The sequence below is a fragment of the Clostridium acidisoli DSM 12555 genome, assembly GCF_900176305.1.
GTDB lineage: Bacteria > Bacillota > Clostridia > Clostridiales > Clostridiaceae > Clostridium_I > Clostridium_I acidisoli.
This window is the reverse complement of record NZ_FWXH01000006.1, coordinates 60,650-77,375: the sequence shown is the minus strand read 5'-3', so window position 1 is coordinate 77,375 and position 16,726 is coordinate 60,650. Positions and strand designations below refer to the sequence as shown.

Annotated in this window: 15 protein-coding genes; all 15 read right to left on the bottom strand. The window is 31.6% G+C overall.

Annotation, left to right across the window (positions count from 1 at the left end; genetic code table 11):
* Nucleotides 1–46 precede the first annotated feature (46 nt).
* Nucleotides 47–289 (bottom strand): preprotein translocase subunit SecG, encoded by a 243-nt coding sequence (secG, locus tag B8978_RS10025; RefSeq protein WP_084115746.1) that lies wholly within the window; start codon nucleotides 287–289, stop codon nucleotides 47–49.
* Nucleotides 290–481: 192 nt separating this feature from the next.
* Entirely contained in the window at nucleotides 482–982 is a 501-nt protein-coding gene (locus tag B8978_RS10020; protein ID WP_084115744.1) for a hypothetical protein, read from the bottom strand.
* Nucleotides 983–1,109: 127 nt separating this feature from the next.
* Nucleotides 1,110–2,405, bottom strand: a complete 1,296-nt coding sequence (gene eno, locus B8978_RS10015; protein ID WP_084115743.1) for a phosphopyruvate hydratase — start codon at nucleotides 2,403–2,405, stop codon at nucleotides 1,110–1,112.
* 134 nt (nucleotides 2,406–2,539) lie between these two features.
* The gene (gene gpmI / locus B8978_RS10010) at nucleotides 2,540–4,057 is read right to left on the bottom strand and encodes a 2,3-bisphosphoglycerate-independent phosphoglycerate mutase (protein ID WP_084115741.1); all 1,518 of its coding nucleotides are present in this window, start codon (nucleotides 4,055–4,057) and stop codon (nucleotides 2,540–2,542) included.
* A gap of 215 nt (nucleotides 4,058–4,272) precedes the next feature.
* On the bottom strand, nucleotides 4,273–5,019 hold the full coding sequence (gene tpiA / locus B8978_RS10005) for a triose-phosphate isomerase (RefSeq protein WP_084115739.1): 747 nt from the start codon (nucleotides 5,017–5,019) through the stop codon (nucleotides 4,273–4,275).
* A 154-nt stretch (nucleotides 5,020–5,173) separates the two neighbouring features.
* The gene (locus tag B8978_RS10000) at nucleotides 5,174–6,367 is read right to left on the bottom strand and encodes a phosphoglycerate kinase (RefSeq protein WP_084115737.1); all 1,194 of its coding nucleotides are present in this window, start codon (nucleotides 6,365–6,367) and stop codon (nucleotides 5,174–5,176) included.
* A 129-nt stretch (nucleotides 6,368–6,496) separates the two neighbouring features.
* Entirely contained in the window at nucleotides 6,497–7,501 is a 1,005-nt protein-coding gene (gene gap, locus B8978_RS09995; protein ID WP_084115735.1) for a type I glyceraldehyde-3-phosphate dehydrogenase, read from the bottom strand.
* Between the two features lie 128 nt (nucleotides 7,502–7,629).
* Nucleotides 7,630–8,655: a sugar-binding transcriptional regulator gene (locus B8978_RS09990; protein ID WP_084115733.1), complete on the bottom strand. Its 1,026-nt coding sequence runs from the start codon at nucleotides 8,653–8,655 to the stop codon at nucleotides 7,630–7,632.
* Nucleotides 8,656–8,780: 125 nt separating this feature from the next.
* Entirely contained in the window at nucleotides 8,781–10,145 is a 1,365-nt protein-coding gene (gene rpoN, locus B8978_RS09985) for an RNA polymerase factor sigma-54 (protein WP_084115731.1), read from the bottom strand.
* Nucleotides 10,146–10,343: 198 nt separating this feature from the next.
* Nucleotides 10,344–11,276, bottom strand: coding sequence for an ABC transporter permease (locus tag B8978_RS09980; protein ID WP_084115729.1), 933 nt, complete (start codon nucleotides 11,274–11,276; stop codon nucleotides 10,344–10,346).
* Nucleotides 11,269–12,378 carry an ABC transporter permease gene (locus B8978_RS09975; RefSeq protein WP_084115727.1) on the bottom strand — a complete coding sequence of 370 codons (1,110 nt, stop codon included), beginning with the start codon at nucleotides 12,376–12,378 and terminating at the stop codon, nucleotides 11,269–11,271. Before B8978_RS09975 ends, B8978_RS09980 begins: the two co-directional genes overlap by 8 nt.
* The gene (locus B8978_RS09970; protein WP_084115725.1) at nucleotides 12,371–13,909 is read right to left on the bottom strand and encodes an ABC transporter ATP-binding protein; all 1,539 of its coding nucleotides are present in this window, start codon (nucleotides 13,907–13,909) and stop codon (nucleotides 12,371–12,373) included. Before B8978_RS09970 ends, B8978_RS09975 begins: the two co-directional genes overlap by 8 nt.
* A 119-nt stretch (nucleotides 13,910–14,028) precedes the next feature.
* Complete coding sequence (locus B8978_RS09965; RefSeq protein ID WP_084115723.1) at nucleotides 14,029–15,102, bottom strand: BMP family lipoprotein; 1,074 nt, start codon at nucleotides 15,100–15,102, stop codon at nucleotides 14,029–14,031.
* A 233-nt stretch (nucleotides 15,103–15,335) separates the two neighbouring features.
* Nucleotides 15,336–16,169 (bottom strand): DegV family protein, encoded by an 834-nt coding sequence (locus B8978_RS09960; RefSeq protein WP_084115721.1) that lies wholly within the window; start codon nucleotides 16,167–16,169, stop codon nucleotides 15,336–15,338.
* Between the two features lie 21 nt (nucleotides 16,170–16,190).
* The gene (locus B8978_RS09955; RefSeq protein ID WP_084115720.1) at nucleotides 16,191–16,673 is read right to left on the bottom strand and encodes a tRNA (cytidine(34)-2'-O)-methyltransferase; all 483 of its coding nucleotides are present in this window, start codon (nucleotides 16,671–16,673) and stop codon (nucleotides 16,191–16,193) included.
* Nucleotides 16,674–16,726 lie beyond the last annotated feature (53 nt).

The window sequence follows — 16,726 nt, the reverse complement described above, 5'->3', positions numbered from 1 at the left end:
ATAAAAAGGCATAATTCATCACACTATCGAATTATACCTAATCAACTTATTGTTGTATGAATTTTGGTAGATTCTGCAAAATAACCACAACTGCAAAAATCACTGCAAATACAATAGTAACTTTAGCAAGCTTTGCTTCTTTTGTCTTTCCTTTATTATGTGAATAAAAGGTTTCAGTGGTTCCTGAAAAGAAATTTGTAAATCCGTCCATCTTACTTGGTTGCATTAAAATTGAAATCACAATTATGATAGCACATACTATTTGAATCCCTATTAAAAGATTATGCACGTTATAAACCCTCCTATAGATATGTATATTTATATGTAATAATACATCGCGAATCTTTTTAAATTAAATAATATTAAATCAAGTTTATTTTAACATATGTAAAAATTTATTACAACTAAATTTAATATTTATTCTGATTAACAGCAGTACCCTCATTTCTACTTTTTAAATTACAATAGTGCAAGTTTCACTTTATTTACTCTGTTTATTTTCTCTAATAATCGAACCTCCAACATTTGTTATAATGCCTTTATAACTACCAGATTCTTGTCTTTGTACAGTAACAAAACTATATCCAATTGTAGGATAATTATCAGTTTCTTTTTCCTTTGAAGCAAAATTAACTTTAAAATTATCTTTGCTAATTTCTTGTACATTTGTAATAAGTACATAAGTATTCATAGGATATACTACATTAAGATGCTCCGTGCATGCATAATCAAACATGCCTTGTATTGCTGCATTTATAACATCAATATTAACCTTACCTACTTCATCACCAATAGTAACATTGTAACAAATACTTATATTATTAGATTTTTTTATTACTTTCTCTTTGATACCTGCTTCAATAATATTTTTTTGATAGTTAAATCTTTTAGTAATTCCCCATACTGTTAATGATATTATAACAATTAGAGCTACTGCTATGACTTTATTTAATTTCTTTAAACTATAATGCTTGTCATTCATAAAATAGCACTCACCTCTTAAGAGTTTGCTTATTGAGAATATTTTACCATTATAGCTGTGTTAATTACAATATTGTCCAGCAATTTTGCAATAAAAAAAAGATTGAGGGAAAACCCTCAATTTTTTTTTATTTCTTTAAATTGTAGAATGCTTTAAGACCTCTGTATTCTCCGATATCTCCAAGTTCTTCTTCAATTCTTAGAAGTTGATTATATTTTGCAACTCTTTCTGTTCTTGCTGGTGCACCAGTTTTTATTTGTCCTGCATTAACAGCTACAACTAAATCTGCAATAGTTGTATCTTCTGATTCACCAGATCTATGTGAAACAACTGCTGTATATCCTGCTCTTTCAGCCATCTCAATTGTATTAAGAGTTTCTGTAAGAGTTCCTATTTGATTAAGTTTTATTAGAACTGAATTTGCTACACCCTTTTCAATACCAGTTTTAAGTCTTGAAGTGTTTGTAACAAATAAATCATCTCCAACTAACTGAATCTTCTTTCCAAGTCTATCAGTAAGTTCTTTCCAACCATCCCAATCTTCTTCTGCCATTCCATCTTCAAGAGAGATTATTGGATATTTATTAACTAATGCTTCATAATAATCAACCATTTCTTTTGGTGATAAAACTTTTCCTTCACCGGAAAGGTTGTATTTTCCATCTTCATAGAATTCTGAAGATGCTGGATCAAGTGCAATAAATGCATCTTTTCCAGGTACATAACCAGCTGCTTCTATGGCTTCAATTATTACCTTTATAGCTTCTTCATTACTTGAAAGATTTGGAGCAAACCCACCTTCATCTCCAACTGCTGTTTCAAGTCCTTTTTTCTTTAAAATTCCTTTTAATGCGTGATACACTTCTGCGCCCATTCTAAGTGCTTCACTAAAACTTCTTGCTCCAGCTGGCATAACCATAAATTCTTGAAGATCTACATTGTTATCTGCATGTTTACCACCGTTCAATATGTTCATCATAGGAACAGGAAGAACTTTTGCATTTACTCCTCCAAGATATGAATAAAGACTAATTCCAAGTGTTTGTGCTGCGGCTCTAGCTACTGCTAGTGAAACTCCAAGTGTAGCATTAGCACCTAATTTTGCTTTATTGTCTGTACCATCAATTTCAATTAAAGTACTATCAATTTTAACTTGATCAAACACACTAAGTCCAATAAGTTCTGGTGCAATAATGTTATTTACATTATCAACAGCCTTTAGAACTCCTTTTCCATTATATATAGCTTTATCATCATCTCTAAGTTCAACTGCCTCAAATATTCCTGTAGAAGCTCCTGATGGAACAGATGCTCTTCCAACTGTACCGTCCTCTAATGTTACTTCAACTTCAACTGTTGGAAATGCTCTTGAATCCAAAATTTGTCTAGCAAATACATCCACAATTTCAACTTCATATCTCATATTAAATTCCTCCCATTTATTTGTTTATTTATAATAACTATGTTAAAAACATAGGTATTTATCTAATCTCAATTTTTAATACCATCCCTAATTTATACTGTAATACCATTAACTTAAGCCAATAACTTCATATACTATTTTATTAAACTTTTACCAGTCATTTCAGCCGGTATTTCGAGTCCCATAACTTGAAGCATTGTTGGTGCAATGTCTGCAAGCACTCCACCGTCTCTTAATTCTTTTGATTCTTTGCTTACATATACAAATGGAACTGGACCAGTTGTATGAGCTGTCATTGGCTTTCCAGTAGTATAATCAACCATTTGTTCTGCATTACCATGATCGGCTGTTATAAATACTGTTCCATCCTTTTCTAATATTTTATCCACAACTTTGCCTAAACATACATCCACAGCTTCTATTGCTGCTTTCGCTGCTTCAAATATTCCAGTGTGACCAACCATATCTGGATTAGCAAAGTTTAATATTACCATATCATATTCATCTGTATCTAATCTCTTTAATAATTCATCAGTAACTTCATATGCACTCATTTCAGGTTTAAGATCATAAGTAGCTACTTTAGGTGATGATATAAGAGCTCTGTCTTCATTTTTATTTGCTGCTTCTACTCCACCATTAAAGAAGAAAGTTACGTGAGCGTATTTTTCAGTTTCTGCAATTCTAAGTTGCTTTTTACCTAATTTGCTTACATATTCTCCTAGAGTATTTGAAAGTGATTCAGCTTTAAATGCAACTTCAACACCCTTAAGAGTTGAATCATATTCAGTCATTGTAACAAATTTAAGATCTAATGTTTCTCTCTTAAAGCCATCAAATTCTTTATCATTTATAGCTCTAGTAATTTCTCTAGCTCTGTCTGGTCTAAAATTAAAGAATATTACAGAATCTTTATTTTTAATGTTAGCACCTTTTTCTATTACAGTAGGAAGTACAAATTCATCTGTTTTTCCAGTGTCATAAGACTTGTCCACAGCTTCTATAGCAGAACCTGCTGTTTCTCCTTGTCCAAGTACTATTGCATCATATGCAAGTTTTACTCTTTCCCATCTGTTATCTCTATCCATTGCATAATATCTACCTGAAACAGTAGCTATCTTACCAACACCGATTTCAGCCATATATTTTTCAATATCTTCTATAAAGTCTTTTGCTGAAGCTGGTGGAACATCTCTTCCATCTAAGAATGCATGTACATAAACTTCATTTAATCCACTTGTTTTAGCAAGTTTTAAAAGACCTTTTAAATGTTCTGTATGTGAATGTACACCACCTGGTGATAGTAATCCCATAAGGTGAAGAGCTGAATTATTTTCTTTTGCATTTTTAACTGCATCAGTAAGTGCAGGATTTTCAAAGAAGTCTCCATCTTTAATTGATTTAGTTATTCTTGTAAGTGATTGATATACTACTCTTCCTGCTCCAATATTTAGATGTCCAACCTCTGAATTTCCCATTTGTCCATCTGGTAATCCAACGCTTAGTCCACTTGCACCAAGTGTTGTACTATAATAATGTGTAAATATATCATCAATATTTGGTTTATTAGCTGCTTTAACTGCATTTCCCTCTGCCTTGTCAGTAAGTCCAAATCCGTCTAAAATCATTAACATTACAGGTTTTTTAGCCATGTGTTATTTCCTCCATCCAAAATCATATTTATATATACATACAATTTAATGTACGATATTTTCAAATTTAATTTGTTCCCATGCTATTATAATATTTTTTTCATATATAAAACAACCGATAAATTTATCCATTTTGTTACTTTTTTTCACTTTATATTAATTTTTTGTGATCGGAGTTAAAATTAAATTTCAACTCCGATTTGTTATATTATTTTTTAGAAATTTACTATTCCTGCAAAATCTTCTGCTTTAAGGCTTGCTCCACCAACTAAAGCTCCATCTATTTCAGGTTTAGCCATTTGTGCTTTTATAGTTCCTGGTTTTACAGAACCACCATATTGAATTCTAACTTTATCTGCTACTTCCTGTCCGAAAATTTCAGCAACAGTTTTTCTTATAGCTCCAATAGTTTCATTAGCTTGCTCATCTGTAGCTGTTTTACCTGTTCCTATAGCCCAAATTGGTTCATAAGCTATAACAACTTTTTCAGCATCTTCTTTGCTAAGTCCTGCTAAATCTAATTTAATTTGTTTTCCAGTAACTTCATTTGTAACATTAGCTTCTCTTTCTTCAAGAGTTTCTCCGCAACAAAGTATTGGAATTAAGCCATGTGCAAATGCAGCTTTTACTTTTTTATTTAATGCTTCATCTGTTTCGTTGAAGTATTGTCTTCTTTCACTATGTCCAAGTATTACGTAATCTACTCCTAATTCTTCAAGCATTTTTGGTGAAATTTCACCAGTGAAAGCACCATTTTCTTCAAAATGCATGTTTTGAGCAGCAACCTTAATGTTACTTCCTTTAGTAGCTTTAAGTACAGCATCTAAAGTAACAAATGTAGGAGCTATAACAACATCAACCTTTGCATCCTTTACTAATGGTTTTAATCCTTCAACTAATTTTAAAGCTTCACTTACTGTGTTATTCATTTTCCAGTTTCCAGCTATTATTGGTGTTCTCATTATATTACGACCTCCAATTATTATATAAAATTTATATAAACAATAACTACTTTCCTTCTTTAGATATATTATATCACTAAAAAGTAATTTGTAAATGATATTAAACAATAATAATTATTATTTAATATCATTTTAGCTATTATCCTTTGTAAAATTATTTATCGTTTAAAGCAGCTATTCCAGGAAGTTCTTTTCCTTCTAAGAATTCAAGTGAAGCTCCGCCACCAGTTGAGATATGAGTCATTTTGTCTCCAAATCCTAATTGATTAACAGCAGCAGCACTATCTCCTCCACCTATAACTGTTGTAGCATCAGCAGCAGCCATAGCTTCTGCAACTGCTATTGTTCCCTTTGCAAAGTTTGCAAATTCAAATACTCCCATTGGTCCGTTCCAAATAACAGTTTTAGCATCTTTTATAGCCTCTGCATAAAGTTTTGATGTCTTTGGTCCAATGTCAAGACCCATATGTCCTTCTGGGATATTAGCATCTTCAGTAGTAACTGGAGTTGTGTCAGCATTAAATTCTGCTCCAACAACATTGTCTACAGGAAGTAATAATTTAACGCCTTTAGCCTTAGCTTTTTCAAGCATTTCTTTAGCGTATTCAACTTTATCTTCTTCTACAAGTGATTTACCTATAGTATATCCTTGACCCTTTAAGAAAGTATAAGCCATACCTCCACCAATTATTAAAGTATCAACTTTTTCAAGAAGATTGTTAATAACGTTAATTTTATCTGAAACTTTAGCTCCACCTAATATTGCAACGAATGGTCTTACTGGAGTTTCTACAACTTCTCCTAAGAATTTTAATTCTTTTTGAATTAAATATCCACATACTGCAGTTTCAACAAAGTTTGTTACACCAACTGTTGAACAGTGTGCTCTGTGGGCTGTACCAAAAGCATCATTAACATAAACATCAGCAAGTGATGCTAATTCTTTTGAGAAGTTTTCTTCGTTCTTTCCTTCTTCTTTTCTATATCTTGTGTTTTCAAGAAGAACTACATCTCCATCTTTCATTTCAGCTACTGCCTTTTTAGCATTTTCTCCAACAACTGTGTCATCAGCAGCAAATACTACTGCTTTTCCAAGCATTTCTGAAAGTCTTTTAGCAACTGGTGCTAAAGTAAGCTTTGGATCTGGTCCTTTAGCTTTTCCAAGGTGTGAGCAAAGTACAACTTTAGCTCCCTTTTCTACTAAATATTTTATTGTAGGCATAGCTCCAACAAGTCTATTTTCATCAGTTATAACGCCATCTTTTAATGGTACATTAAAATCGCATCTAACTAATACTCTTTTACCTTTAACTTCTATATCTTCAACTGTTTTTTTATTTAATTGCATTAAATTTCACCTCTAAAATTTTATTTAAAAAGGCCCAGCCTCATAGCCATAACTACAAAACCAGACCTCTCTACTATGTTTCTCTTAAATATTTAAAATATTTAATATAATTATCTATTAACTTTTAGATTATTTAGCGATTTTTGCAAAATATTCTAAAGTTCTAACTAACTGTGAAGTATATGACATTTCATTATCATACCAAGCAGCTGTTTTAACTAATTGTGATCCATTAACGTCTACTATTTTAGTTAAAGTAGCATCGAATAATGATCCAAAGTTAATTCCTACAACGTCAGCTGAAACTATTTCATCTTCAGTGTAACCAAATGATTCATCAGCAGCAGCTTTCATAGCAGCATTGATTTCTTCAACTGTTACGTTTTTCTTAAGAACTGAAACTAATTCAGTGATTGAACCAGTTGGAACTGGAACTCTTTGTGCATTTCCGTCTAATTTTCCTTTTAAATCAGGAATAACTTGTGCTATTGCTTTAGCAGCACCAGTTGAGTTAGGGATTATGCTTACAGCAGCAGCTCTAGCTCTTCTTAAATCGCCTTTTTTGTGTGGGCCATCTAATGTATTTTGATCATTTGTATAAGCATGGATTGTAGTCATGAATCCTTTTTCTATTCCAAATTTGTCATTTAATACTTTAGCCATTGGAGCTAAGCAGTTAGTTGTGCATGATGCACCAGATATAACTGTTTCTGTTCCATCAAGGTCTTCATTGTTAACATTGAATACTATTGTCTTTAAGTCGTTTCCAGCTGGAGCTGATATAACAACTTTTTTAGCACCTGCTCTAACATGAGCTTCTGCTTTTTCTTTCTTTGTGAAGAAACCAGTACATTCAAGTACAACGTCTATTCCAAGTTCTCCCCAAGGTAATTTTTCAGGATCTGCTTCTGCGAAAACTTTAACTTCTTTTCCGTTAACTACGAAAGCTCCTTCTTTAACTTCGATTTCTCCGTTAAATCTTCCTTGTGATGAATCATATTTGAATAAGTGTGCTAACATTTTTGCATCAGTTAAGTCATTGATTGCAACAACCTCTAGACCAGGAACTTCAAGTATTCTTCTTAAAGCTAATCTTCCTATTCTTCCAAAACCATTAATAGCTATTTTTGCCATTGTAAATACCTCCAAAAATATAATATTCTAAAACTATATATAAAATATAATTATTAGCAGTTTAATAAAAATTTATTTAAAAATACCTAATCAACAAAAAAATTATTGAAAGATATTTGTTAACTTGTTTAATTTAAAAGTTTAACTATTTCAATAGCTGTACCTTCATCTGTAACTAGAACACTTTTCTCATTATTAAGTTGTGTTGATACAATAGCTTCTGCTTTGGTTTTTTCACCTGCAACTGCTATAAGATTATCCACATTGTTAATATCTTCAATTTTCAATCCAACTGAAGGCGTTGCATAAACTACTTCGCCAGCATTATCAAAAAAATAACCAAAAGCTTCTCCTACAGAACCTTGCTCTAATATTCTCAAAGTTTCTTCTTTACTAAGGCCTCTACGTCTACTCATTTCATCGGCTCTTCCTACACCATAAACAATGATATTAGCTCTGTGTATGGTTTCTATAACATCCTTAATGCTTTTTTCATTAAGAATAGTACTTAACGCTTCATTACTAAGATTGTCTGGAACATGCAATAGTTTATATGTCGCATCAAGCTTATTTGCAAGATTTGCAGCTAAAGTATTGGCTTCTGTCTCAACTTTTCTGTCCATGCCACCTCTTGCTGGTACAACAATGGCATGTGGAAAGTGACAATTTTCTGTGAAATTATCAATAACCTTTTTAATACTAGTTCCACCTGTAATTGCAATTATATTTCCATCTTGTATTATGTTTTCGACATACTTTGCAGCCGTCCTACCTAGTTCATTCATTACAGTGGTGTCTTCATCAATACTTCCAGGCACAATAATTACCTTTTTTATATTTAGTTTTTCTTTTATTAAGCCTTCAATTTCAGTTAACCCTTTAAATTCACGTATAAAATTCTTTAGTTTATCTATTACTTCTTCACCTTCATACGTTACTGACATTCCAGGAGTACCTATGTTAATTAAATTTTGCTTTTTAAGAAAGTTAATTTCAGTTCGAACTACTCTTTCGCCTATTTCCAATTTGTTGGCAAGTATCCGTCTACCTATAGGTTGATTATAGTATATTGTCCTTAAAATATTATATCTCTTTTCAAGCAAATCCATAAGTTCTGGAACAATTTTTTTCTGCAACTTTAATATTTCGTGCAATTTAACCACCTCACTGGCCCAAGAGCGTCCCAGCAACTCAATTCATGTCCCACTTATTATTATAGATTAAAACACTTTATTTTTAAATAGTATTTACAAAAAAAATATAAATTATTTTATATTTTTTAAAATCTCTTTCTTTTTCCTGACGACTTAATCCCCATTTCTTCTCTATATTTTGCTACAGTTCTTCTAGAAATTTTAAAGCCCTCTTCATTTAAACTGTCGCAAATGTTTTGATCTGAAATTGGTTTTTCTTTTTTTTCAGCATCTATAAGTTCTTTTATTTTATTTTTTATGTTATTAGCAGATACATCTTCATTGTTGTTATTATTACTAATAGCTGTTGTAAATAAATCCTTTATCCTTATGATGCCCTTGTCTGTATAAATATATTTTTCTTTAATGGCTCTGCTTACAGTGGATTCATGCATGTCAATTCTATCCGCAATATCTTTTAAAGTCATGCCTTTTAAATATTCATTACCCTTAAGAAAATAATCCCTTTGTATGTCAACAATTTGTTCAACTACTTTATAGATAGTGCTTTTCCTCATGTCTATACTTTTCATTAAAAAAATAGCATTGTTCATTTTCTCTTTAACATATTTTTTTGCTTCTTTGTCATCTGTTCCATCTAATATACTTTTATATACATTGCTTATTGATAGCTTAGGTAATGAAGAATCGTTCATTACAACATAAATTTCACCACCAATATTTTCAATATAGGCATCGGGAATAATATATTTAACTTCCTCTCCAGTATAAAATCCCCTTGAAGGTTTTGGTTCAAGCTTTTTTATCTCATCACCATACTCTTGTGCTTCTCTCACCGATATATTAAGATCTTTTGCAATTTTATTATATTTGTTGTCTCCTATATCTTCCAAGTGATCATATATAATTTTTTCAAAGTTATCATCTAATATTCCCTTTGACTGAGCTTGAATTTTTAAACATTCCTTTAGATTTGTAGCCCCTATTCCAATTGGTTCAAGGCTCTGAACGATTTCTAATGCTTCTATTGCATCTTCTTTTTTTACGTTTAGCACTTTAGACACATCATCTAAATCATCAACAAAATAACCAGTGGCATCAATACATTCAATAATATACGTACATATTGCTTTTATGTAACCATTTTCATTTAATCCTATAAGCTGCTCTTTTAAATAATCCTTAAGTGACTTCTCCTCTGATATAAAATTAAAAGGTGAGCTCTGCTCCTCTCCATAGTTAACTCCCGAATTATAATTATCGCCCTCCAAATACTCCGATAGCTTTTTATAATCAATTTTTTCATCACTTTGGTCAGTCTCTAATTTTGAAAAATCAGCATCAATTACAGGATTTTCCTGTATTTCTTGATTTAAATATTCAACTAATTCAAAATTAGACATTTGAAGAAGTTTTACTGACAGTTGCATCTCATGAGTCATAACCATTTTTTGTTGCTGAGTTAAATTTAAATTAAAATCTAAGTTCATAACTTTCACCCATATCTCATTACCATATTAAATCTATTATAAGGTTAGTATATCATAAATTTACCTTTCCAACACCAATAAATATTAAAATTCCTTAATATGTAACAAGATTCCCCTAAAAATTAATTTTTATTCAAAAATGGGCTGAGCTAAATCCAAATCAATTTAACTCAGCCCATTAGAGGTACAACTTTCTCTTTATCTTTTCCCCTTTATGTATGCAATTCCATCTGCTGCTGGTGCAACTGTCTTTCCAACAAATCCAGCTAAGGCAAACATTGTAAGTACATATGGGATCATAGCATATATTTCATCTGGTATTTGGAAGCTTAACATTTGTGCATTTATTTGAAGTGCACTACCAAAAGCAAATAGTAGGCAAGCCCACATTGTTCCCTTTGGCCTCCAGTTACCAAATATCATAGCCGCTAAAGCTATATATCCACGTCCTGCTGTCATACCTTCTCTAAACAGATTTGATAAACCTATTGATAAAGAAGCTCCTCCTATTCCAGCAAGCACTCCTGAAAGTATAACGCATATATATCTAATCTTATAAACACTTATTCCAAGTGTATCAGCAGCGCCAGGATGCTCTCCAACTGCTCTGATTCTAAGTCCAAATGGCGTTTTATAAAGTATAAAATCAGTTATAAATACTAAAATTATAGCTATATACACAAACCAATTAAGTCCACCAAGAAGCTTACCGAAAACAGGTATATTTTCAATAAATTTAGGTATATGGTATGATAATGAATTAACTATGTTAGTCTGTCCACCTGTATTAAATACTCTGAATATCATAAAACTTGCAAATGCTGTAGCAAATAAGTTTATAGCTGTACCAGAAATTACTTGATCAGCTCTTAAATGTATACTTAAAAACGCATGAAGAGCAGCTATTACTCCGCCTGCTACTGCTGCAAACAATATTCCTATAATTGGGCTACCAGTTAAGTATGATCCTAATACTGCAAAAAACGCACCTATAATCATCATACCTTCAAGTCCTATGTTTACAACTCCTGAGTTTTCTGAAAACACTCCACCTAACCCAGTAAATATAAGTGGTGTAGCCATTCTAAGAGTGGCTGCTACAATACTCACAATAAGAGTCATCTTATCCATTTAAAATAGCCCCCTTTTTTCTCTTTTTTTCTTTAAAATAATCAACTATATAATCAGTAGCTACAAATACTATAACAACTGACTGAATTAAATATACAATTTCTTTTGGTATACTATTGATTTGAAGTATTCTTGAACTACTATTCAAAGTACCAAACAATATTGCTGAAGGTATGCAACCAATAGGATTACTTTTAGCAAGTAATGCAACTGCTATACCGTCCAATCCATATCCGACAAAAGACAATAAATCTGTAGTATTGTAAACTGTACCTGCTAAATGTGTTGCACCACCAAGTCCTGCAATGGCTCCCGATATTAACATAGCAAATATAGTGTTTCTTGCAATATTTATTCCACCATATTCTGATGCATGTGGATTGATACCTACTGCTCTTATTTCGTATCCCTTTGTTGTTTTCCATAGTAGCCAAAATACAAATATTGCACATATTACTGCTATTATGATTCCAACATTGGCTCTGCTTGATGAACTAAATCTAAAAAGCTTTGCACTATCTTGTATTATAGGTGTTTGCGCTTTACTATGTATTCCTGCTGGAGTTCTCATTATTACAAAATTGACTACATACATTGCTATATAGTTAAGCATTATACAATTGATAACTTCATTTATTCCAAATTTTGCTTTTAAAAATCCAGGTATTGCTCCCCATAGTCCTCCTGCTATAATGCCACTTAATATTATTAGTGGTACATGTACTATTGGGCTTAGTCCTGGTATTTGACCAACAACGGCTGCTGCAAGCATTCCTAGTGTAAATTGTCCTTCTGTTCCTATATTAAAAATTCCACATTTAAAGGCAACAGCACTGGCAACTCCTGTAAATATTAGCGGTGTTATATAAGTTAATGTTTCAAGTGCTTGAGATGTTGAGCCATAACTTCCTGTTATTATAGTTCCAATTAAATCTGTTAATGCTGTAAAATATTCAGTTATTCCATAACCTTTTGCCCACATTACAAAAAACACTGCCACAAAGAAGGATATAAAAATTGCAAACAATGGGAAAGCCAAACTTTTTGCTGCATATTTTATTGCACCTAAAAATCTATTGTTTTTTTCTTCAGAATTATTCACCGTCACTCACCTCTCTATCACTTTTTATACTTCCTCCAGCCATTAATATTCCAAGTTTCTTCTCATCTGCATGCTTTGCATCAAGGATATCTACTATATTTCCGTCATACATTACTGCTATTTTATCTGAAAGCGCTAATATTTCATCTAATTCAAGTGAAACCAAAAGAACTGCTTTTTTCTTGTCTCTCTCTTCTACTATTCTTTTATGGATATATTCAATAGCACCAACGTCAAGCCCTCTTGTAGGTTGTGCTGCAATTAAGAGATTAGGATTTTTAGATATTTCTCGAGCTACTATAAGTTTTTGTTGGTTTCCGCCTGAAAGTGATGCTGCTGTTACATTTTCAGATGGAGTTCTAACATCAAACTCATCAATAAGTTTTCTTGAATGTTTTTTTATTTCATTATATCTCATAACTATTCCCTTACTAAAAGGAAGTTTGTGATATAATCCTAAAATAGAATTCTCAAATAGTGAAAAGTTTAAAATAAGTCCTCTTTTATGTCTATCCTCTGGTACATATCCTATACCACTGTCAGATATCTCTCTAGGTGTCTTATTAAATATATCTTTTCCGTCTAATGTAATTTTACCGCTTTCAGGTTTCATTAACCCTGTAATTGCTTCAATGAATTCGCTTTGGCCATTACCGTCAACACCAGCTATACCAACAATTTCACCTGCATGTACAGTTAAATTTACACCCTTTACAACTGAAACACCTCTTGAGTCTTTAACCTTAAGGTCCTCAATTACAAGCATATCTTTACCTGGAACTGATTCTTCTTTATCTACTGTAAGATTAACTTTTCTTCCTACCATAAGTTCTGCAAGTTTATCAATGTTAGTTTCCTTTGTATTTACAGTTCCAGTAACCTTACCTCTTCTTATTATTGTAACTCTATCACTCATTTTCATTACTTCTTTAAGTTTATGTGTAATCAGTATTACTGATTTTCCTTCTTTTTTTAAATTATCAATTATAACTCCAAGTTCATCTATTTCTTGTGGTGTAAGTACCGCTGTAGGTTCATCTAATATTAATACATCTGCTCCTCTATAAAGAGCTTTAAGTATTTCAACCTTCTGCTGCTGTCCAACAGATATGTCATGTATAACTGCATTTGGTTCTATATTAAACCCATATTTATCTGCTAATTCTTTAACGTCTTGAATTGCTTTTTTCATGTTTATTTTTAATCCAATTTTAGGTTCTATTCCTAAAATCATATTTTCCACTACTGTAAAATTATCTACAAGCATAAAATGCTGGTGAACCATTCCTATACCAAGCTTAATGGCATCGTTAGGATTTGATATTTTATGTTCTGTTCCATTTACAAAGATTTCACCTTTTTCCGGCTGATAAAGTCCATATAAAACATTCATAAGCGTTGTTTTTCCAGCTCCGTTTTCGCCTAATAATACATGCGTTTCTCCTCTAAAGAGTTCAAAATTCACATTATCATTAGCCACTGTACCAGGGAAAATCTTCGTAATATTTTTCATTTCGACTACCCTATCCATTTCAATCCTCCTCAATTGATCTACCTCTTCAGAAAAAAGGCTAGGTTTTTATGCCTAGCCATTATTATATTATGAACCTAATATAATAGTAAAGATTTTTATTAAATTTTATAAACTAATTATTGAACTGAAGGAGCTGTAAAACTATTAGCATCTGTTATTTTTGATGGAACAACAATTTTACCATCAATTATTGCTTGTTTGTACTTGTCAACTAAATCTAATATATCTTTAGATACATGATTTTTTGTTGTTGGAGCATATCCTACGCCATCTTCTTTTAGTCCAAATACTTTAACTGTTCCACCTGCAAATTTACCATTTTTTAAGTCTTTTACAACTTGATATGTTGCTGTATCAACTCTCTTTAAATTACTAGAAAGAATAACATTAGCATATTTAGGAACTGTTACTGCTTGGTCTTGGTCAACACCTATAGCCCATACATCTTTACCAGCAGTTCTAGCATCTTCTGCTGCATCAAATACACCAATACCAACTCCACCAGCAGCATGATATACGATGTCATATCCATCACCATATAATGTACTTGCTAGTTCTTTTCCTTTTGCAGTATCTGAATAACTATCAGCATATAATACTTTTACCTGAATATTAGGGTTTATTGCTCTTGCTCCTGCTATGTAACCAGCTGCAAAACTATCTATTAAATCCCCTTGTTTACCACCTATAAATCCAAGTTTATTAGTTTTAGTTTCTTTTGCTGCAATTACACCCATTAAAAATGATCCTTCTTGTGATTTAAATATTAATGATTCAACATTTTTAGGTTGCTTATCATAAGCATTATCAATTATAGCAAATTTCTTATCAGGGTATTTGTTAGCAACTGCTTGAAGTGCATCTGCCATCTGATATCCTACTCCAAAAACTAGGTCTGATCCAACATCAACTAAAGATTGAAGATTTGGTTGATATTCATCTGATTTCTTTGATTCTATTGGTTTATAATCAATGTTTCCAAATTCGCTTACTGCTTTCTTTATTCCTGTATCAGCTGCTTGGTTAAATGATTTATCATTTAATCCGCCTTCATCAGTAGAAAGTCCTATCTTAATTTTCTTGCTACTACTACTGCTGCTACTAGAACTACTGCTGCTTCCACATCCTGCAAAAACAGTTGCCACTATTAAAAGTGATGCTATTCCTGCTAATATTCTTTTCTTGTTCATTAGATTACCTCCTAATAATATGTTCCCTTTAAATTAAAAATAAGTTGTGATACTACTTTTTTATTTTTTGCCTAAAAAGCACAAAAAATTTTGTATATATGCATATTTGTTAAATCTTTATTAGTATAAACCAAATTTTTTGTAAAATCAATAGATTTAAAGTAAAATAAATGCGAGTTTATGAATTTAGTTTCCTAATTATTATGCTTTTATACTTCCCATTTACATTTTTATTATTCCTCTATAAAAAATATTCCGCAGGCACCAGATCCAGAATGTGTTCCTACTACACACCCAGCTTCACATTCTATAAAACCTTCCTTATCTTTATATGTATCCTCAAGCAATTCACGTACTTCATTTTCTCCTATATATAATAGGATACTGGTTTCATTTTTTGAAATCCCAACTTCACTTGCATAATTCAATATGGATTTAGCTGCCTTTTTTGTTCCTCTAACCTTATCCACAACAATCATTTCACCATCTTTGATTGTTAAAATAAGCTTAATTCCCAAAATATTTCCAATAGTTCCTGCTGCTTTTGAAAGTCTTCCACCTTTAATTAAATTATCTAATCTGTTAAATGCAATAGCACTTTTAACGTGTGGAATTGTATTTATTATTTCTTCAGCTATTTTATCAAAATCATAGCCTGCATCTCTAAGTCTACATGCTTTAAGTACTAAAACTCCAAGTCCAGACGTAACATTAAGGCTGTCTATTACAGCTATATCGTCTGTTTCCAACATGTCCTTTGCTATACATGCCGATTGATAAGTTCCACTCATCTTAGAAGACATACTTATCATTATAATTTTATAACCTTCTTCTAGATACTTTTTAAAACATTCATAGTGCCTTTGTGGATTAACCTGCATTGTAGTAGGGAATACCCCATCAGTATCCATGATTTCCAAAAGCTTTGAAGTTGTTATATCTATCCCATCTAAATATGATTTGTCACCAATATTTACGAGTAGTGGAAGTACTTCAATATCATATTTATCAATTATATCCTTCGGTAAATCTGCAGTACTTACGGTTATAATTTTTATTTTTTCCATTAATCTTCTCCTTTATGTATCTTACTTCATATTTGGAAATCCTATTTGTCTTAAACCTTCATATGCTACTATTGCTACTGTGTTTGAAAGGTTTAGAGACCTAAGACTTGTTTTTATCATCGGAACTCTTATGCATCTCTTAGGATCGCTTTCTCTAATGCTATCTGGAAGTCCACATGATTCTCTACCAAATACAATAAAATCTCCTTGTTTAAATGTAACTTCTTCGTAATAGTTTTTTCCTTTAGTAGTAGAAAAATAAAATGTAGAATCCTTATATTTTTCTCTTAGCTCATCATAAGAATCATAAACAGTTAAATCAAGTTCACTCCAATAATCAAGCCCTGCTCTTTTTAAATGTTTTTCATCTAAACTAAAGCCCAATGGTTTTATTAAATGCAACTTACTATTGGTAAGTACACATGTTCTTGCAATATTTCCTGTATTTTGTGGTATTTCTGGCTGGAATAAAACTATGTTTAAATTTTCTTGTCCTAAAATCAATTAAACTCACTCCATTAATAGGTTATTTTTTAATGTACTTTATACAATTTATA